Origin of the sequence: Cedecea colo, from assembly GCF_011808225.1 — a bacterium.
Classification (GTDB): Bacteria; Pseudomonadota; Gammaproteobacteria; order Enterobacterales; family Enterobacteriaceae; genus Dryocola; species Dryocola colo.
This window is the reverse complement of record NZ_SOYS01000006.1, coordinates 37,954-56,872: the sequence shown is the minus strand read 5'-3', so window position 1 is coordinate 56,872 and position 18,919 is coordinate 37,954. Positions and strand designations below refer to the sequence as shown.

General features: G+C 54.2%; 17 protein-coding genes and 1 pseudogene. 4 read left to right on the top strand and 14 right to left on the bottom strand.

The genetic code is table 11. The annotated features are described in order from the left end of the window. The first annotated feature begins 4 nt into the window (after positions 1-4). The 3 genes from gshA (at position 5) to E2L00_RS13605 (ending at position 3,079) form a co-directional block, all read left to right on the top strand. Positions 5-1,561 (top strand): glutamate--cysteine ligase, encoded by a 1,557-nt coding sequence (gene gshA, locus E2L00_RS13615; protein WP_167612514.1) that lies wholly within the window; start codon positions 5-7, stop codon positions 1,559-1,561. Between the two features lie 154 nt (positions 1,562-1,715). After that, a complete protein-coding gene (gene luxS / locus E2L00_RS13610) occupies positions 1,716-2,231 on the top strand; it encodes an S-ribosylhomocysteine lyase (RefSeq protein WP_167612512.1) in 516 nt (171 codons plus the stop codon). An 86-nt stretch (positions 2,232-2,317) separates the two neighbouring features. Next, positions 2,318-3,079, top strand: coding sequence for an AraC family transcriptional regulator (locus E2L00_RS13605; protein ID WP_167612842.1), 762 nt, complete (start codon positions 2,318-2,320; stop codon positions 3,077-3,079). Here E2L00_RS13605 and leuA read toward each other — a convergent pair. From leuA to nrdH, 14 genes are all read right to left on the bottom strand, one after another. Further along, positions 3,076-4,740: a 2-isopropylmalate synthase gene (leuA, locus tag E2L00_RS13600; RefSeq protein WP_167612510.1), complete on the bottom strand. Its 1,665-nt coding sequence runs from the start codon at positions 4,738-4,740 to the stop codon at positions 3,076-3,078. The genes E2L00_RS13605 and leuA overlap by 4 nt on opposite strands. A 291-nt stretch (positions 4,741-5,031) precedes the next feature. After that, entirely contained in the window at positions 5,032-6,570 is a 1,539-nt protein-coding gene (gene emrB, locus E2L00_RS13595; RefSeq protein ID WP_167612508.1) for a multidrug efflux MFS transporter permease subunit EmrB, read from the bottom strand. Between the two features lie 15 nt (positions 6,571-6,585). Beyond that, positions 6,586-7,758 carry a multidrug efflux MFS transporter periplasmic adaptor subunit EmrA gene (gene emrA / locus E2L00_RS13590; RefSeq protein WP_167612506.1) on the bottom strand — a complete coding sequence of 391 codons (1,173 nt, stop codon included), beginning with the start codon at positions 7,756-7,758 and terminating at the stop codon, positions 6,586-6,588. Positions 7,759-7,899: 141 nt separating this feature from the next. Further along, on the bottom strand, positions 7,900-8,430 hold the full coding sequence (mprA, locus tag E2L00_RS13585; RefSeq protein WP_167612504.1) for a transcriptional repressor MprA: 531 nt from the start codon (positions 8,428-8,430) through the stop codon (positions 7,900-7,902). Positions 8,431-8,520: 90 nt separating this feature from the next. Continuing rightward, positions 8,521-8,856 carry an L-valine transporter subunit YgaH gene (gene ygaH / locus E2L00_RS13580; RefSeq protein WP_167612502.1) on the bottom strand — a complete coding sequence of 112 codons (336 nt, stop codon included), beginning with the start codon at positions 8,854-8,856 and terminating at the stop codon, positions 8,521-8,523. After that, complete coding sequence (locus tag E2L00_RS13575; protein WP_167612500.1) at positions 8,856-9,593, bottom strand: AzlC family ABC transporter permease; 738 nt, start codon at positions 9,591-9,593, stop codon at positions 8,856-8,858. Before E2L00_RS13575 ends, ygaH begins: the two co-directional genes overlap by 1 nt. A gap of 115 nt (positions 9,594-9,708) precedes the next feature. After that, positions 9,709-10,893, bottom strand: coding sequence for an MFS transporter (locus E2L00_RS13570; RefSeq protein WP_167612498.1), 1,185 nt, complete (start codon positions 10,891-10,893; stop codon positions 9,709-9,711). A gap of 134 nt (positions 10,894-11,027) precedes the next feature. After that, complete coding sequence (gene proX / locus E2L00_RS13565) at positions 11,028-12,020, bottom strand: glycine betaine/L-proline ABC transporter substrate-binding protein ProX (RefSeq protein ID WP_167612496.1); 993 nt, start codon at positions 12,018-12,020, stop codon at positions 11,028-11,030. A gap of 74 nt (positions 12,021-12,094) precedes the next feature. After that, complete coding sequence (proW, locus tag E2L00_RS13560; RefSeq protein ID WP_167612494.1) at positions 12,095-13,189, bottom strand: glycine betaine/L-proline ABC transporter permease ProW; 1,095 nt, start codon at positions 13,187-13,189, stop codon at positions 12,095-12,097. Next, positions 13,182-14,384 (bottom strand): glycine betaine/L-proline ABC transporter ATP-binding protein ProV, encoded by a 1,203-nt coding sequence (gene proV / locus E2L00_RS13555; RefSeq protein WP_167612492.1) that lies wholly within the window; start codon positions 14,382-14,384, stop codon positions 13,182-13,184. Before proV ends, proW begins: the two co-directional genes overlap by 8 nt. 331 nt (positions 14,385-14,715) lie before the next feature. Continuing rightward, entirely contained in the window at positions 14,716-15,678 is a 963-nt protein-coding gene (gene nrdF, locus E2L00_RS13550; protein WP_167612490.1) for a class 1b ribonucleoside-diphosphate reductase subunit beta, read from the bottom strand. 9 nt (positions 15,679-15,687) lie between these two features. Beyond that, a complete protein-coding gene (gene nrdE / locus E2L00_RS13545) occupies positions 15,688-17,835 on the bottom strand; it encodes a class 1b ribonucleoside-diphosphate reductase subunit alpha (RefSeq protein WP_201279429.1) in 2,148 nt (715 codons plus the stop codon). Continuing rightward, complete coding sequence (gene nrdI, locus E2L00_RS13540; RefSeq protein ID WP_167612488.1) at positions 17,808-18,218, bottom strand: class Ib ribonucleoside-diphosphate reductase assembly flavoprotein NrdI; 411 nt, start codon at positions 18,216-18,218, stop codon at positions 17,808-17,810. The genes nrdE and nrdI overlap by 28 nt, the downstream gene beginning before the upstream one ends. Then, positions 18,215-18,451, bottom strand: coding sequence for a glutaredoxin-like protein NrdH (gene nrdH, locus E2L00_RS13535; RefSeq protein WP_167612486.1), 237 nt, complete (start codon positions 18,449-18,451; stop codon positions 18,215-18,217). The genes nrdI and nrdH overlap by 4 nt, the downstream gene beginning before the upstream one ends. A 253-nt stretch (positions 18,452-18,704) precedes the next feature. Between nrdH and E2L00_RS13530 the strand changes: the two are divergent. After that, positions 18,705-18,911 (top strand): annotated as a pseudogene (locus tag E2L00_RS13530) (MocR-like pyridoxine biosynthesis transcription factor PdxR); the annotation flags it as partial. Positions 18,912-18,919 lie beyond the last annotated feature (8 nt).

The window sequence follows — 18,919 nt, the reverse complement described above, 5'->3', positions numbered from 1 at the left end:
CAATTTGATCCCGGACGTATCACAGGCGCTGGCCTGGCTGGAAAAGCATCCTCAGGTAGTCAAAGGCATTCGTCGCGGACTTGAACGCGAAACATTGCGGGTTACGCCAACGGGCGAACTGGCAACGACAGGGCACCCGGAAAGCCTCGGCTCAGCGCTGACACATAATTGGATCACAACAGACTTCGCCGAAGCCCTGCTGGAATTTATTACCCCGGTGGATGGTGATATCGACCATATGCTGACTTTTATGCGCGATATCCATCGCCATGTAGCCCGCGAGTTGGGTGAAGAGCGCATGTGGCCGCTGAGTATGCCGTGCTATATCGACGACGGTCAGAATATTGAACTGGCGCAGTACGGCTCGTCTAACACGGGGCGGATGAAAACCCTGTACCGTGAAGGTTTGAAGAACCGTTACGGTGCGCTGATGCAGACGATTTCTGGCGTGCATTACAACTTCTCGCTGCCGCTGGAGTTCTGGCAGGCCCGCCTTGGTGTAAAAGATGCGCAGAGCGGTAAAGAAGAGATCTCAGCCGGCTATTTCCGCCTGATTCGAAACTATTACCGTTTTGGCTGGATAATCCCGTACCTGTTCGGCGCATCGCCTGCGATTTGCTCGTCGTTCTTACAGGGCAAAGAAAGTTCGCTGCCGTTTGAGAAGACGGAATGCGGCATGAATTATTTACCCTATGCAACCTCCCTGCGCCTGAGCGATCTGGGCTATACCAGTAAAGCGCAGAGCAATCTTGGCATTACTTTTAACGATCTGGCGACATACGTTGCAGGGCTGAAAAAAGCGATCAAAACGCCTTCGGAAGAGTTTGCGATGATTGGCCTGGAGAAGGACGGCAAGCGTCTGCAAATCAACGCCAACGTGCTGCAAATCGAAAATGAGCTCTATGCGCCGATTCGCCCGAAGCGCGTGACCGGGAAAGACGAGTCGCCATCAGATGCGCTGCTGCGCGGCGGCATCGAGTACATTGAAGTTCGCTCGCTGGATATCAATCCGTTTTCCCCAATCGGCATGGACGAGCAGCAGATTCGCTTCCTCGATCTGTTTATGATCTGGTGCGTGCTGGCTGATGCCCCGGAAATGAGCAGCGATGAACTGCTGTGTACGCGGACCAACTGGAACCGGGTGATCCTTGAGGGCCGTAAGCCTGGCCTGACGCTTGGCATCGGTTGCGAAACCGCACAGCATTTGCTGTCTAAAGTGGGCAAGGATTTATTTGCAGATTTACGTCGCGTCGCCGAAACGCTCGATGGCATTGCCGGGAATAATGAATACCAGCGCGTATGCGATCAACTCGTCGTCTGTTTCGACGATCCTGAACTGACGTATTCAGCACGCATTCTGCGATCTATGATTGATAATGGTATTGGCGGTACGGGGCTTGCCCTGGCGGAGCAGTATCGTCAGATATTAATTCAGGAACAGCTGGAGATTTTGACGCCGGACGCCCTGCAGCAGGAGCACGACGCTTCCTGGCAGCGTCAGCGTGAAAGAGAGGCCAGTGATACCGAGCCATTTGATACATGGCTTGCGAAGCAGGCTTAGCACCAAAGAAAAAGGCCACAGTCAATGTGGCCAAAATATTCATCTCTGAAGACAGGGATGATGATAACAAATGCGCGTCTTTCATATACTCAGACGCACATTAAACAGAATGGTTCATTTTATTTTAAAAAAATCACTTATCGGAGGTGACCAGATGCCGTTGTTGGATAGCTTCACAGTCGACCATACTCGCATGGGTGCGCCAGCAGTGCGTGTAGCCAAGACGATGCACACGCCGCATGGCGATACCATCACCGTGTTTGACCTGCGCTTTTGTGTTCCCAACAAGGAAGTGATGCCGGAAAAAGGGATCCACACGCTGGAACATTTATTCGCAGGCTTTATGCGTGACCATCTCAACGGTAACGGTGTCGAGATCATTGATATTTCGCCAATGGGCTGCCGTACCGGCTTTTATATGAGCCTGATCGGAGTACCAGACGAGACCCGCGTTGCCGACGCCTGGAAAGCGGCAATGGAAGATGTGCTGAAGGTTAAAGAGCAAAACCAAATTCCTGAGCTGAACGTGTATCAATGTGGGACTTACCATATGCACTCTTTGCAGGAAGCGCAGGATATCGCGCGCCATATCATTGAGCACGGCGTAACCGTCAATAGCAATGAAGAACTGGCATTGCCGAAAGAGACGCTCAAAGAGCTGCACATCTAGTTCTTTGCGTTACAAAAAGGAGCCGGATGGCTCCTTTTTTACATCTGACATATGCTATCTTCTTCTTTTTCTTCCAAAATAAAACTATGTCGACCTCGCTGCAGTTCAGCTTTGCCACACGCCCGCTGGTGCCTTTCGCCCATGACTATTCTCATGGAGCGATGGAGCCCTGGCACAGCCATGACTGCGCACAGTTGCTGCATACGTTAAGCGGTGTGGCGCGAGTTGAAACGGAGCAGGGCTATTGGGTCGTACCTCCTGGTCGCGGCGTCTGGCTTCCTGCGGGAACGCGGCATCGTCTTCAGGTGACGGGAAACGTCGCCGCCAGAACATTGTTTATCGATCCCTTCGCAAGAGCGGATTTACCGTCAGTGTGCCAGGTTGTGCAGGTCTCCGCTCTTCTGCGGGAGCTGATCGTTACCTCGCTCACGCTGCCTGAAACGTATCCTGCCGGGAGCAGAGAAGAGCGAATCTATGAGCTAATCCTCGATGAGATCCGCGTCATGACGGTGCTGCCGTTTAATCTGCCGGAACCTGAAACCGCAACGTTGCAGGCGTTATGCCGTCAGATCCAGGCCGATCCGGGTAAGGCATGGTCGACGGAGCTGGCGGCAAGGCAGCTTAACGTTAGCCAGCGAACCCTGCTGCGCCATTTCCGCCAGCAAACCGGCCTGGCGTATGGCGAATGGGTACGACGGGCAAGGCTGATGGACGCCTTAAGCCGCCTTGCTCAGGGGCAATCGGTACTGCGTGTGGCGCTGGATCTGGGGTATGAAAGCCACAGCGCATTTAGCGCGATGTTTCGCCGTATTCTCGGTGTTTCGCCGAGCGACTATTTCTGCGACTAACTTTCTAGCGGTAGAGCGTTAAGCAACGCTTGCAGGGAGGCGCGCGAGATATCATTGTCGATGCCCACGCCCCAGCGGCTTTCGCCTTTAGCAAACGTAAGGCGAATATAGGCCGCCGAGCGGCTCTCGCTGTGTCTGCCAAGCGTATGCTCATGATAATCTTCAATAGCAAAAGCGGTATTAAACTGCCTTTTCAACGCATCGGCAGCGGCAGAAAGCAGCCCGTTGCCTTTTCCCTGTAAGCTCAGAACGCCTTTTTCGGTCTGAATATGCGCTCGTAGCGACAGGGCACCGTCTGCCTGACTTTCGCTGCGGTAATCCAGAAGCTGCCGTCCGGCGAGCTGATGCGGGCCATACAGCTCACGGAACAACTGCCAGAGCGCGCTCAGCGTCATCTCATTGCCGTCACGGTCAGTTTGTAGCTGCACGTGGCGGCTAAAATCCTGTTGCAGGCTGCGCGGTAATACCAGACCGTGGTTTTGCTCCAGCATCCACGCGGCACCGCTTTTCCCTGACTGACTGTTTATCCGAATCACCGCTTCGTAGCTACAGCCGATATCCTGGGGATCTACAGGCAGATAAGGCATCTCCCAGAGCGGGGAAGGGGACTGCTGGCGAGCCGTAAAGCCCTTTTTGATGGCATCCTGATGCGAGCCAGAAAAGGCGGTAAAGGCGAGCTTTCCGGCGTAAGGATGACGAGGGTGTACCGGTAGCTGATTGCACTGTTCCACCAGTTCCACGAGCTGCTTCATATCGCTGAAATCCAGCTGCGGAGAAACACCCTGGCTGTAGAGATTCATCGCCAGGGTAACGAGGCAGACATTTCCGGTACGTTCGCCGTTACCGAAAAGGCAGCCCTCCACCCGGTCAGCGCCCGCCAACAATGCCAGTTCGGCGCTCGCGACACCGCTCCCGCGGTCATTATGAGGATGAATACTGATACACACCGCGCTGCGTCGTGAGAAGTGACGGCAGAAATACTCAATCCGATCGGCGTAAACGTTCGGCGTATTCACCTCCACGGTCGCGGGCAGGTTGACGATCATTGGCCTTTGCGCGCAAGGCTCCCAGACATCGGCCACCGCCTCGCAGATTTGCAGGGCGAAATCAGGCTCGGTAAAGCAAAACGTTTCCGGGGAGTATTCATAGCTCCACTTTGTCTGCGGGTTTGCTTCACACAGCGCCCGGATCTGACGCGTAGCGCTGGTCGCCAGCTGGATAATTTCTTCTTTGCTCTGGCGGAATACCAGGCGACGGAAGAGCGGCGCCGTGGCGTTATAAAGATGCACCGTGGCGCGGTTTGCTCCAGCAAGCGCCGCAAAGGTGCGCTCAATAAGATCGCTGCGCGCCTGGGTCAGCACCTGAATATTGACGTCCTCCGGTATGCGCTGTTCTTCAATTAGCTGGCGAACAAACTGAAAATCTGTCTCCGAGGCGGACGGGAAAGCGACTTCGATCTCTTTAAAGCCGCATTTAAGAAGTTGCTCCCAGAAACGCAGCTTGCGTGCGCTGTCCATCGGTTCGGCCAGCGCCTGATTGCCGTCGCGCAGATCGGTAGAAAGCCAGCGTGGCGCATGGGTCAGTTGTTTGTCCGGCCACTGACGGTCGGGCAAATGGATGGGCTGATACGGAAGGTATTTTTGTGACGGGTCTTGCAGCATGATATTTCTCCCTGGTCTCGGTCAGCCTTTATCCTGACAAGCCGGGGCACAGATTACTGGCGCAAAACTGACAACCTGTGCTGCGAAACCGCCAGGCGGCAGGCAACAAAAAGGGGCCGTCTGGCCCCTTGCGACTGCTGACAAAGCCCTCAGATATTGAAAGTTACTTTGCCGGTATGTTTAAAATCAAAGGATTATATCTTCTGTTTTGCCTCAACCGCCCGAAAGCCACGCTTTTCGGGCGGTCATCCTTAAGCAGAAGGAGCCGGGTGATACCTTCGGATTGCCGAACTAGTGCGCGCCGCTGCCGCCACCGCCCGCGCCAAACGGAGGTTTAGCAAACCATATCAGGCTTAACAGCAGAATGAAGATGCCGGCGGAGAACCAGAATATCTCGTTAGCCGAGATAATCAGTCCCTGGTTGGTTATCTGCTGCGCGATATAGCCGGAAGCCTGCTGCTGCGTCATCCCTAAGCCCTGCAATTGATTATAGGTTTCCACCGCATTCGGATTAAACGGCGTGACCGACTCCGTGAGTTGCGCATGGTGCAGCGCCTCACGGTTAGTCCAGAGCGTTGTCGTAATTGATGTACCTATCGAGCCGGCAAGCGTACGGGTAAAGTTCGACAGGCTCGAGGCTGCGGCCATACGTTCCGGAGGCAGGCCGGAAAGGGTAATGGTCGTCAGCGGCATAAAGAAGCATGCCACGGCGAAGCCCTGAATAAACTGCGGCCAGGCCGACGCGCCAAAATCCATTCCCGGTTCGAAGGTCCAGGCACGCCAGTAGAAACAGACCGCGTACATAATAAAGCTGAACGTTACCAGCCGTCGCATATCGAGCTTATGTGCAAAGCGGCCAATTATCGGTGACAGCAGTACGGGAATCAGCCCAACCGGCGCCGACGCCAGACCCGCCCAGGTCGCCGTGTAGCCGTATACCTCCTGCAACAGCTGCGGCAGCAGAACAATCGCGCCGAAGTAGAGCATGTAGGCAAGGCTGATACACAGACAGCCGATGGTAAAGTTTCGCGACTTAAACAGCGACAGATCGACTATCGGGTTATCGTCGGTCAGCTCCCAGACTATCAGGAAACTTATCGTCACCACGGCGACCACGGTCAGCACCACGATTTCCGTCGAGTTAAACCAGTCCAGCTCTTTGCCCCGGTCGAGCATGATCTGCAGGCTACCGATACCGACCACCAGCAGCGCAAGGCCGATGGCGTCAATGCGGCGTTGTTCCGTCCTGGTTTCGCGGCCACGCAGCGTTTGCAGGGTCATCAGTACTACCGCAGCACCAATCGGCACGTTGATAAAGAAGATCCAGCCCCAGTGGTAATTATCGCTGATATAACCGCCGAGAATGGGCCCGCAGATAGGCGCAACGATCACCGTCATCGACCATAACGCCAGCGCGATGCTTCGCTTTGCTGGCGGATAGTTATTGAGCAGCAAACTCTGCGACAGCGGGATTAGCGGCCCGGCGACCACCCCCTGAATCACGCGGAAGAAGATCAGCATTTCCAGGCTGTTGGAAACGCCGCACGCCCAGGAAGCGATAACAAACAGTATCGTCGACCACATGAACAGTTTGACTTCGCCGATGCGTTTGGCAAGCCAGCCGGTCAGAGGAATCGAGATAGCGTTGGCCACGCCAAACGAGGTAATAACCCATGTCCCCTGGCTCATGGATGAGCCAAGGTTACCGGCAATCGTTGGGATCGCCACGTTGGCGATGGTGGAGTCCAGCACCTGCATAAAGGTCGCCATCGACAAAGCGATGGTCATGATGACCAGCTGGGCGCCTTCTAGCGGTTTTTGCTGTGCCATACAACCTCCGCTTTATTAACCCGCATTTGCCTGGATTATCTGCTTAATCAGTTCGTTAACCGGTTCCAGCTTCAGCTCACGCGCGTTACTTTCATAAGCCGGAGAAGTACGAGCCTGGCTTGCCAGCACGCTGCCGTCGCGGTTTGAGGTGTCGACGGTGACTAAAGTAGAGAGGCCGATGCGCAGCGGATGCTGTTCAAGCTGTTTTGCGTCCAGCTCGACACGTACCGGCAGGCGCTGAACCACTTTGATCCAGTTACCGGTGGCGTTCTGGGCAGGCAGTAAAGAGAAGGCGCTGCCGGTCCCCATATCCAGACCGACCACTTTGCCGGTGTATTCTACTTTGTCGCCATAAATATCACTGACCACGGTGGCTGGCTGGCCGATACGCATATGCGCAAGCTGCGTCTCTTTGAAGTTTGCATCCACCCATAAGCCGCTGGCCGGCACGATAGCCATTAGCGGCGTTGTGGGGCTGATTTGCGCGCCAACCTGTACGGCGCGGCGAGAAACGTAGCCGGTCATCGGGCTGACGATTTTAGTACGTTGCAGCGCCATCCAGGCGTTACGTAAATCGGCAGCGGCCTGTTTCACAGCCGGCTGGTCTTCAAGCTTGCTGCCCAGAATCATCGCCTGGTTCGCGTTGTATTGCTCGATGGCAACGTTAAGGTCAGCCTGCGCGGACGCCACGGTATCGCGAGCGTGCTGCAGCTCTTCACGGCCAATCAGGTTCGCGCTGCCCAGAGGCACACGGCGGTTCAGGTCGCTTTGCGCCTGTGCCAGTGCGGTCTTTTTCAGTTCGATAGTGGCCTGATACTGCTTGCCGTTGAAAATCTGCTGGCGCGTCTGACGCACGCTTGATGCCAGCACGGTCTGTGCTTTATCAAACGCCTGTTCAGCGTCAGCCTGGTCGAGCGTTACCAGCACGTCACCCTCTTTGACGAAGTCGGTATTATCGGCCCAGACCTTAGTTACGCTGCCTGAAACCTGGGACATAATCTGTACCTGATTCCCCGCCACATACGCATCGTCCGTATTTTCGTAGTGCCGCAATACCAAAAACCAATAAATCCCGTACGCCACAGCAATAATTACAAACAGCAGGGTCAACAGCAGAAGGGCACCTTTACGTTTACCTTTCTTGTTTACCGGCTGCTGCGGGTTTTGAGTCTCCGCATGTGCGCTCATGCTTATCTCCACACTTTATTTTTTTATTATTGTGATCGGCTAAAGGGCCGACCTGTTAGATCTTAGAGGCCAGCAAGGTGAGTTGCTGGCCTCTAAGTTGCCATTTTTTATGAGACAGGTGAATCGGCGTGAAGGCGGTACTTAGCGCACGGCTTCAGGTACTGACTGATCTACATCCATTTTATCAAGGCGGGTGAGCAGCTTACGGGTAATGGCTTCCAGCTGCTCTTTTTCAGTACCGCTGAGGGAAGACCACAGCTCATGCAGGCAATTATGCTGTGGCGGCAAGACCTGACGCAGGAACTCGTGACCTTTATCGGTCAGTTGCAGATGCAGACAGCGGCGATCGTTGTCGCTTTCGCGGCGTTCAATCCAGCCGCGTTTTTCCAGTTCATCGGCGATGCGGGTCGCGTTGGTGCGTGACGAACCCAGGGCACAGCTCAGTTCGGACGGCTGAATGCTATGGTCTTCCTGAGACTCAAGAGTAATTAACGCCATAAATAACGTCTCGTTAATCCCCTGAGCTTTCAGCATCTTATTGCGATTTTCCAGCAGCTTCCCCTGCATATGCATACACAGACGGGTCAGCAGAATTTCCTGATAGGGAAAATCCTGATGGCGCTTGGCGCGAAATTTTAGCATTTGTTCAATGGGCGTAAACGAACTATCCATTTTGGCATAACCTCATTAGTTGCAGCCGATATAGTAACGATGGTGACAAATAAAGTAAATGTATTATTCAGACGCTTTAATTCATCTGGCTTACATCACCATCATAAATTTCCAGGCTAATCCATAACCCAGAGCGCTAAGCAGCGTCGGAATGATAATGCTGCGGGTTTTATAAAAGCTCATGCCAAGGATGGCAAAGCCGACAAGCGTCGGTAGCGCACGTTTGCTGTCCTGCATGATTTCCGGCGCGCTTGATACCACCAGCAGGGCGCAAATAGACGCGATGCCAATGCTATCCAGCAGCACGCTGGTTGCACCGCGTTTTGTCGCAAGAGGGGCGTTCGCCCGCAAACGTAGCGGTAAATAGCGGAATAAATAGTTAGCTAAACCGACCAGCAGGCCGAGCAGCAGCACTTGCGTATGCATCACGCCTCCTTGTGACAGAGCGATTGTGCCAGGGCCGCCAGGCAGCCGCAGACAATGCCCGCTAAAATAGCTGCCGGAATCGACACCAGGGTGACGCCCAGCAGAGCACCTGCAAGCGCCGCAGCCACGATCCAGGATTGCTGACGCTGGAATGAGGCGAGCAGGAAACTGAGAAACAGCGCGGGCAGCATAAAGCTCAGCGCGGCTTCCACCGCCGGGAGGTCATCAAGCAAACCGTTGCCGGACCACGAACCCAGAGCTGTACCAAGCACCCAGGAGGACCAGGAGCAGAAGGCGATGCCGATCATCCAGTTTTCGCTCCAGCGGCGGTTATCTCTTACCAGCTTCGCGGTGGCAGCGGCGAACACTTCGTCCGTCAGGCCAAAGGCCCAAACGGCGGTTTTTGGTTTACTGAGCGTTTTTGTGATGCGGCTACGCAGGGAAGGGCCATAAAGCACGTGGCGCACATCCATTGCCATAACGGTGAGCGCTGCAACCCAAAGGGAGCTTCCCGCCGCGAGCAGCGCGGTTATCACAAACTGGCTGGCGCCGGCGTAAATAATACAGGAGAAAAACAGGCTTTCGAGCGGAGTGAATCCAAGCCTGGTAGCATTGAGACCGAAGGCAAAGGCGACGGGAATATAGCTGATGACGATGGGTAAACTGTCTTTCAGTCCTTCAAGCCAGGTTGCTTCAACGGGTTGATTCTCACCAGAAATTATTGCGGGACTGTCCATATTAATTATTTATAAATAACCAGCGTTAATGTCACTCGAATTAATAATCAGGAACAACCTTAACAGACTGTCCCTGGCCTTAACACCCCCAAATGCCCACAGAGGTTATAAAGGTTTACCGGCACTCCGTCTGGCGGTGATAACCACGCCACCACACCACCAGATTTAGTAGGGCCATAATGGCACCCGCGAGACAGACCCCATTCCACCCGGCGTGCTGATAGGCGCTTGCCGAAATCAACGACCCAGCCGCGCCGCCGATAAAATAGCTGGTCATATACCCGGCGGTCAGGCGATTACGGGCTTCCGGCATCATGCGATAAATCACGGCCTGATTGGTGATATGTACGCCCTGTACCGTGAGATCCAGCACCAGAATGCCGATAATCAGCGCGATAACCGAGAACTGCCCCAGCGCCGTGGCAATCCACGACAGCAGAAGCAGCGCCAGGCCCACCGTTGTGGTGAGATGCGCCTTGCCTTTGTCAACGAAACCTCCCGCAGGGCGCGCGCCTAACGCCCCCGCAGCGCCAGCCAGCCCGAACAGACCAATAATCCCTTCAGAGAAGTTAAACGGCGGCGAGGCCAGTAAAAATGCCATTGAGGTCCACAGGATGCTGAAGTTAGCAAAGGTCAGACAACCCAGCAAAGCGCGGGTGCGCAGCAGACCGTTTTTAATAAAGAGGCTGAAGACAGAGCCAAGAAGCTGCGGATAATTGAGATGGCTTTCCTGTTTCACCGTGGGCAGGCCGCGCCACAGCGCCAGCGCCATCAACATCATCAGCACGCTCGCAACCCAGTAAACGGTGCGCCAGCCACCCATGTCTGCCAGCAGGCCAGCCACGGTACGCGCCAGCAAAATACCCAGTAAAAGGCCGCTCATAATAGTGCCAACGACCTTACCGCGTTTTTCCGGCTCGGCAAGATGAGCGGCGAGCGGCACCAGAATCTGCGCTACAACGGAGAACAAGCCGGTTAACGCGGTGCCGAGGATCATCATTCCCAAAGTCTGACTGGTGGCGGTGATCAGCATGCCGCCCGCGGCCAGCAAAGTCATAAAGACGATTAGCCCCCGGCGCTCAAACATATCGCCCAGCGGGACCAACAGCAGCAACCCTGCCGCATAGCCGAGCTGCGCGGCGGTAACAATAAAACCGGCCTGATTGATGGACAGGGAGAAAGCGTTGGCGATGGTAGCAAGCAGGGGTTGCGCGTAGTAGTTACTGGCAACCGCAAGCCCGGTCGCCACGGACATCAGGACAATCAGCGTGGCGCTCAGTCCATGTGCGGAATTTTTCATTGTTATCTTCTGCAAGTGGTGGGGAAGCGGGAATAATAACGAAAATTTATAAGGACAGGCGTCAGATTGTGCGGCGGGGGAAAGATCGATGTCCCTCTTCCTGAGAAGAAGAGGGACAGGCGAAAAGCGAGAGGTTATTTAGCTGCCAGAGCCTCTTTTACCCAGCCGTCGAACTGCGCCTGGTGAGCTTTGATCCAGCCGTCAACGTGACCCTGAATATCGGCTTCAGAAGCGTGACCGTTATGCATCATCGCGTTCTCGGCGTTGATATCCGCCAGCGGCAGCTTCATCAGGCTGAAAAGTTTTGCCGCCTGTGGATTTTTCTGCGCCCAGGCTTTGTTCGCCACGATGTGCATAGTGTTCACCGGGAAGCCATAGTTGGCGCCGTTTGGCAGTTTGGTGTCGATGCCTTTCTGCTCGCCCGGCATGGATGAGAACGGCACCTGCAGCCACACCACATCTTTACCCGGAACCATTACATCGCTCACCCAGTACGGCGTCCAGGTGTAGTACAGGATTGGCTTGCCTTCTTTGTGACGGGTAATGGTATCGGCGATCATCGCGGAGTAATTACCCTGGTTATGCACCACGGTTTTGCTCAGGCCATACGCGTCAATCTGATGATTGATAACCGCCTCGCAGCCCCAGCCTGGAGTACAGCCGGTCAGGTCTGCTTTGCCGTCGCCGTTGGTATCAAAAAGTTTGGCGATCTTTGGATCTTTTAACTGCTCGATATTGGTGATTTTATACTGCTCGGCGGTTTTCTTATCGATGAGGTAGCCCTGAGCAGCACCCTCTACATAAGTACCTTCACGATAAAACTTTTTGTCGCCGCCTGCTGCGGCATACATATCGTCATGCAGCGGCTTCCAGTTGGTGGCGATAAAAGTGGTATCGCCAGAGGCGATTGAAGTATAGGCCACGTTGTAATCAACTTCGCTTGGCTTATTGACCGTATAGCCCAGTTTTTCAAGCCCGCGGCTGACGATTAACGTCTGGAACGTCTCTTCTGAGATGGTGCTTTGCGCAGGCTTAACGGTAATGCCTTTACCCGGCAGGTCAGCCGCGAAGGCGCTGGTGGTAACGAGTGTGGCAAGGGCCGTGGCTAAAATAGCTGTGTGTCGCATCGTTATTCCTTTTTTGTCGTAGGGCGGGTAAGCGTAGTGCTACCCGCCGGAGAGTATTGAGATGGTGGATGGCGCTAGCGCTTATCCGCTTTACTGAAGGGGCGGGTCAGCAGACCCAGTGGGCCGGTGGTATACCAGCGGCGGTTGCCACGGCTGCGTGAATCGCGGCCAATGGACTGTGTCAGTCGGTCGAGAATAATGGCGAGGATAACAATCCCCACGCCGCCGACGGTAGCAAGGCCCATATCAAGACGGCCAATGCCGCGCAGCACCATCTGGCCAAGCCCACCAACGGCTATCATTGAAGCGATAACTACCATCGAGAGGGCAAGCATCAGCGTCTGGTTTACACCTGCCATAATGGTTGGCATGGCCAGCGGTAACTGTACTTTGAACAACATCTGACGCGGGCTGGCGCCGAACGAGCGGGCGGCCTCGACCAGATCTGCCGGCACCTGTTTAATGCCGAGGATAGTCAGACGCACAATAGGCGGCAGGGCGAAGATAATAGTCACCACCACGCCCGGCACGTTACCGATACCAAACAGCATGACGATCGGCACCAGATAAACGAACGCCGGCGTAGTCTGCATCGCATCCAGCAGCGGACGGATGAACTTCGCGGCACGTTCACTTCTGGCAAGCCATATGCCGAGCGGTAGCCCGATAATCATACAGAACAGCAGCGCCGTCAGTACCAGCGCCAGCGTCACCATCGCCTGCGACCAGGCGCCGATTGCGCCAATCGCCACCAGGGAAACCAGCGTCGCGATACCCATGCCGAGGCTGGACATCTGCCAGGCAATCAGCGCAAACACGATGATGGCAACCGGCGCGGGCATCCCCAGCAGCAGCTGCTGGAAGCCGCTCAGGATATAATCCACCGGCACGCGAATGCCCTGGAACAGCGGACGGAAATGGGTGACTACCCAGTCGATGCCGTGCGTTACCCAGCTGTCGAGCGGGATCAGCGTTTTATGGAACGGATCGAGAATATTAAAATGTTCAGGCTGCGCCGCTGGAGCGGAGGTTAGCCAGTCGGCACCGCTACTCGCATCTGGCGTTGTGGTGGCCTGGCTGCCCCATGCATCTGCACTGGATGCGGCCTGATTAGTTGTTGTATCGGCAGCCACGCTACCGGTATCCCACGGATTTGATGAATCACTCATTGGTTGCCCCCTCACGGTCTAATGCCTGCAGCAACACCCCTTTTGAGATGATGCCCACGTACTGATTTTCTTCACCCACTACCGGTACCGCGCACGGTGCCTGGCCTACATGGGTGAGCAAGTCGCTCAGTGACGTATCGGCGGAGACCGCCGCCGGGGAATCCAGAAACGCGCTGTCTAAACCCTGGCCCTCGGCCAGCGCGGCTTTCAGTGAATCGGTTGAGACGATGCCGAGAAACTTCTGTCCGCGCTCAATGACATAGCCATATTCGCGGTCATCATCCTGCAACAGTTTCAGGGCGGAACGCGGACCAAAGCCGGGAATTTTGCGCAACAGGCCCGTCGGGCTGCGGCGGGCGATATCTTTTGCGCTAAATACCTGGCTGATATCCACGCCGCGGAAGAAGGTGCGCACGTAGTCATTCGCCGGATTATTAAGGATTTCATCCGGAGTGCCGACCTGCACCACTTCACCACCCTGCATAATGGCGATTCTGTCGCCAATACGCATCGCTTCATCCAGATCGTGAGAAATAAATACGATGGTGCGCTGGTGCTTAGCCTGTAATTTAACTAATTCGTCCTGCATTTCAGTACGAATTAATGGATCGAGGGCTGAGAAAGCTTCATCCATCAGTAATATATCTGGATTGATGGCCAGCGCGCGGGCTAAACCAACGCGCTGACGCATACCGCCTGAGAGTTCATCGGGATAAGCATGGGCATAATTTTCCAGCCCAACCTGACGCAGGGCGTCAAGCGCTTTTTCCTGACGTTCAGCCACCGGCATGCCAGCTAATTCCATACCAAACGCCGTGTTATTTAACACGTTCATATGCGGCATCAAAGCAAAGGACTGGAAGACCATCGAGATCTTATTTTTGCGTACCTCACGGAGTTCAACGTCTGATATTTTGGCGATGTCTACGCCGTCAATCAGTACCTGTCCGCGGGTTGGTTCAATCAGGCGATTGAGAAGGCGAACCATGGTGGATTTACCGGAACCCGATAACCCCATGATGACGAAGATCTCGCCTTCTTCAATGGCCAGACTGGCGTCTTTCACGCCAAGCGACAGCCCTGTTTTTTCTAATATCTCAGCTTTTGATAAACCTTTTTCTATATATTTGAATGCGCGTTGTGGATGCTCACCAAATACTTTATATAAATTCTTTACTTCTAATTTAATTGCCATGCAATAAAGTTAATCCCATATTTAATTTATATATACAATTCCTGATGGAAATAATCACCTGGATATACCCTAACATACTCAGAATCTGAGACAACCCTCAATTAGCGGCATAACAAATATCCGCATTGCGCGTGCGGCTGAAATTTCCCGTGATACCGGGGGCTGCGAGCAAATCAGATGAAAGCGATATTTTTTGTCAGCAGTGGATAATTCTGTGTGAATAGGGTGATATTCAGACAGAACGAGTATTCATATATTGAGGAAGGGCGGAATGAATAAATTGGCGGGCGGATAAGCATTTGGCGATATCCACCCGCAGTTGATTTATAAATCAGAAATCCCAGTCTTCGTCCTGCGTTTCGACCGCTTTGCCCATCACATACGACGATCCCGAGCCTGAGAAAAAATCGTGGTTTTCATCGGCGTTGGGAGAAAGCGCGGCCAGAATCGCCGGGTTAACCTCCGCCATCTCTGCCGGGAAGAGCGCGTTGTAACCGAGGTTCATTAGCGCCTTGTTGGCGTTATAACACAGGAAAGCTTTCACCTCTTCAACCCAGCCTACGCCGTCGTACAGCGCTTCGCTGTAGGCTACTTCGTTATCGTAGAGATCCATCAGCAAATCCAGCGCGAAGTCTTGCAGCTCGCTTTGCCGCTGCGAACTTTGTTGCGCCAGCGCCTTCTGGAATTTATAGCCGATGTAATAACCGTGAACCGCTTCGTCCCGAATAATCAGGCGAATCAGATCGGCGGTGTTGGTTAATTTGCCGCGGCTTGACCAGTACATCGGCAAATAAAAGCCTGAATAAAAGAGGAAAGATTCCAGAAACACGCTGGCAATCTTTTTCTTCAGCGGATCGTGCGCATGGTAATGGGCGAGGATCGTCTGCGCCTTGCGCTGCAACGGCTCGTTTTCCTCACTCCAGGCGTAGGCCGCATCCACATCTTTGGTCTGGCAAAGCGTTGAGAAAATCGAGCTATAAGAACGAGCGTGAACCGCCTCCATAAAGCTGATATTCGACATGACGGCTTCTTCGTGCGGCGTGACGGCATCCGCCATCAGCACCGGAGCGCCAATATTGTTCTGGATGGTATCCAGCAACGTCAGCCCGGTAAACACGCGGATGGTAAGCTGCTGCTCATCGTGTGCAAGCGACTGCCACGCGGGAATATCGTTAGACAGCGGTATCTTCTCCGGTAGCCAGAAATTACTGGTCAGCCGGTTCCAGACTTCGAGATCTTTCTCATCCTCAATTTTATTCCAGTTGATGGCGCTGATGCGGGTTAACTGTGTCATGTTTGCTCCTTATAAAGCGCAGGACACGCAGCCCTGCACCTCCGTGCCTTCCAGCGCCATCTGCCGCAGGCGAATGTAGTAAAGGGTTTTGATACCTTTCTTCCAGGCATAAATCTGCGCTTTGTTGATGTCGCGCGTCGTGGCGGTATCGCGGAAAAATAGCGTCAGGGAAAGCCCCTGATCCACATGGCGTGTGGCTTCGGCGTAGGTATCGATAATTTTTTCCGGGCCGATATCGTAGGCGTCCTGGTAAAACGCCAGGTTGTCGTTGGTCATAAACGGTGCGGGATAATAAACGCGCCCGGTTTTGCCTTCTTTGCGGATCTCAATACGCGAGACGATAGGGTGAATGCTCGACGTGGCGTGGTTGATATAGGAAATCGAGCCGGTCGGCGGAATCGCCTGCAGGTTCTGGTTGTACAGGCCGAACGCCATTACATCGTCACGCAACTGCTGCCACTGTTCGCGCGTCGGAATGGCAATGCCCGCTCTGGCAAACAGTTCGCGCACTTTCGCAGTTTTTGGCTCCCAGCTTTCCTGCACGTACTGATTAAAATATTCCCCGCTGGCATAGCGTGAATTTTCGAACCCTGCAAAACGCTGTTTGCGTTCCCGCGCCAGCAAATTTGAAGCGCGCACCGCATGCCAGGTAATGGTGTAGAAATAAATATTGGTGAAATCCAGCCCTTCCGGCGAGCCGTAGGCGATTCCCTCGCGCGCCAGATAGCCGTGCAGGTTCATCTGCCCAAGCCCAATGGCATGAGAGGCGGTATTCCCCGCTGCAATGGAGGGCACCGAGCGGATATGGCTCATATCTGAAACCGCCGTCAGCCCGCGAATCGCGGTTTCCACGGTGCGACCGAAGTCTGGTGAATCCATGGTATGGGCAATATTCAGCGAGCCGAGATTACAGGAGATATCTTTGCCGATCTGCGCATAGTCAAGGTTCTCGTCGTAGGTCGAGGCGCTGTTAACCTGCAAAATTTCCGAGCACAGGTTGCTCATATTAATGCGCCCGGCAATCGGGTTGGCGCGGTTTACCGTATCTTCAAACATGATGTACGGATAGCCGGATTCAAACTGGATCTCAGCCAGACGCTGGAAGAAATCACGGGCGTTGATAAACGTTTTACGAATGCGCTCGTCCGCCACCATCTCTTCATAAAGCTCGCTAACGGCGATATCGCCAAACGGCTTACCGTAAATACGTTCCACATCGTAAGGCGAGAAGAGCGCCATCGGCTGATTATCTTTTGCCAGCTGGAAAGTGATATCCGGGATGACTACCCCAAGCGAAAGCGTTTTGATGCGGATCTTCTCGTCGGCGTTTTCTCGCTTAGTATCAAGAAAACGGAAGATATCCGGGTGGTGAGCATGGAGATAAACGGCCCCGGCGCCCTGACGCGCGCCAAGCTGGTTGGCGTAGGAAAACGCATCTTCCAGCATTTTCATAATCGGGATAACGCCGGATGACTGGTTTTCGATGCGCTTGATTGGCGCGCCCGCCTCACGCAGGTTAGAGAGCAGGAATGCCACGCCGCCGCCGCGTTTGGAAAGCTGAAGCGCAGAATTCACCGCGCGCCCGATCGACTCCATATTGTCTTCAATGCGTAGCAGGAAGCAGGAGACCAGCTCCCCGCGCTGCTGTTTTCCACAGTTCAGAAAAGTCGGCGTGGCGGGCTGGAAGCGGCCGCTGAGCATCTCTTCCACCAGGCGATATGCCAGCTTCTCGTCACCCTGCGCCAGCGTCAGCGCTACCATGGTTATTCTGTCTTCGAAATGCTCAAGGTACTCTTTGCCGTCGTAAGATTTCAGCGTGTAGCTGGTGTAAAACTTCCATGCGCCGAGAAAGGTTTTGAAGCGGAAACCGCTGTTATGCGCTTTTTCAAACAAAGCGACGACAAATCCGCGATCGTAACGCGTGAGCACATGCTCATCGTAATAGCCTTCCGCAACCAGCCAGGTAAGACGCGCATGCTGGCTGGCAAACGGTCGCGTGCGGGGCAGCACATGCTGCTGGTGAAATTTTTCCACCGCCAGTTCGTCTTTTTCAAACTGAATGCGGCCTTCTGAATCATAGAGATTCAGCATGGCGTTTAGCGCGTGATAGTCCGCACCGTCTGTCGCCGTCACGCGGATTGTTTCTGTCGTTGCCAAAATTCGCTTACTCCCTTACGCACGTTCTCAATGTCTTGTTCGGTGCCGAGCAGCTCAAAACGGTAGAGATAGGGCACCTGGCATTTTTGGGCGATGATGTCGCCCGCCCGACAAAACCCTTCTCCGAAGTTACGATTACCGCTGGCAATCACGCCGCGCAGCAGCGCCCGGTTAGCAGGGTTGTTTAAAAACCGAATCACCTGGGCGGGCACCGCGCCTGCAATACCGCCGCCGCCGTAACTCGGCACCATCAAAATGTAGGGTTCCGTCACTTCCAGCCGCTGTTTAACGTCCAGCGGAATACGCAGGGCGGGTAATCCAAGGCGTTCAACAAAACGCAGAGTATTTTCCGACGCGCTCGAGAAGTAGACGAGATTACTCATGCGCTGGCCTGGACGCGTAGCCGGTTAATCATGTCCGGGCGGAAGCCGCTCCAGCTTTCCTGCTCGGTCATTACCACCGGTAGCTGGCGGTAGCCCTGGGCGCGCAAATCGTCCGCTGCTTCAGGGTGTAAATCGAGGTTAATCAGATCGAAAGTAAGGCCGCGGCTTTCGATAGCGCGCTTCGTGGCATGGCACTGCACGCAGTCGTTACGAGTGTATATGGTAATGCGCATGATTCTTATTCTCTCTGTGGTTGAGAATATGAATACTAGATGTGGGAGATAAAATTATCAACCATACAAGATATAGTATTTTTAGATAAGCAATCTACGCATGAATAGCGTGGCGGTGAGGAAGCAGCCTGGCGAGGGCCGAGTGGCGATTGGCAAGTTGTTTACCGGCTCCGGATAAATTTGAAGGTGTTACTTAGAGTGAATAAACGTCAGCTCAATTCACCACAAAAATTACCTCCGCATACTGATTGCCTGGCTGGAAACGGCGCTCCAGGGCGAAGGGTTTGACGTGGTGCCGCAGAAAGCAGGCATTCAGCTGGTGATGCGCATGAAGGGTGACGATCGTGCTCTGGTCGCCCGTGCGTCTGGTCTTGCCGTTCAGGCATTAAGCGACTGGCGAATGACCTCAAAAGGCGAGGGGGGAATTCTCATGAGTTTTACGAACGTAGGCTCGCTGTAGATGGCGCA

Coding starts and splice junctions, on each gene's coding strand:
- luxS (WP_167612512.1), top strand. CDS start 1,716: ATGCCGTTGTTGGATAGCTTCACAGTCGACCATACTCGCATGGGTGCG.
- E2L00_RS13605 (WP_167612842.1), top strand. CDS start 2,318: ATGTCGACCTCGCTGCAGTTCAGCTTTGCCACACGCCCGCTGGTGCCT.
- leuA (WP_167612510.1), bottom strand. CDS start 4,740: ATGCTGCAAGACCCGTCACAAAAATACCTTCCGTATCAGCCCATCCAT.
- emrB (WP_167612508.1), bottom strand. CDS start 6,570: ATGGCACAGCAAAAACCGCTAGAAGGCGCCCAGCTGGTCATCATGACC.
- emrA (WP_167612506.1), bottom strand. CDS start 7,758: ATGAGCGCACATGCGGAGACTCAAAACCCGCAGCAGCCGGTAAACAAG.
- mprA (WP_167612504.1), bottom strand. CDS start 8,430: ATGGATAGTTCGTTTACGCCCATTGAACAAATGCTAAAATTTCGCGCC.
- ygaH (WP_167612502.1), bottom strand. CDS start 8,856: ATGCATACGCAAGTGCTGCTGCTCGGCCTGCTGGTCGGTTTAGCTAAC.
- E2L00_RS13575 (WP_167612500.1), bottom strand. CDS start 9,593: ATGGACAGTCCCGCAATAATTTCTGGTGAGAATCAACCCGTTGAAGCA.
- E2L00_RS13570 (WP_167612498.1), bottom strand. CDS start 10,893: ATGAAAAATTCCGCACATGGACTGAGCGCCACGCTGATTGTCCTGATG.
- proX (WP_167612496.1), bottom strand. CDS start 12,020: ATGCGACACACAGCTATTTTAGCCACGGCCCTTGCCACACTCGTTACC.
- proW (WP_167612494.1), bottom strand. CDS start 13,189: ATGAGTGATTCATCAAATCCGTGGGATACCGGTAGCGTGGCTGCCGAT.
- proV (WP_167612492.1), bottom strand. CDS start 14,384: ATGGCAATTAAATTAGAAGTAAAGAATTTATATAAAGTATTTGGTGAG.
- nrdF (WP_167612490.1), bottom strand. CDS start 15,678: ATGACACAGTTAACCCGCATCAGCGCCATCAACTGGAATAAAATTGAG.
- nrdI (WP_167612488.1), bottom strand. CDS start 18,218: ATGAGTAATCTCGTCTACTTCTCGAGCGCGTCGGAAAATACTCTGCGT.
- nrdH (WP_167612486.1), bottom strand. CDS start 18,451: ATGCGCATTACCATATACACTCGTAACGACTGCGTGCAGTGCCATGCC.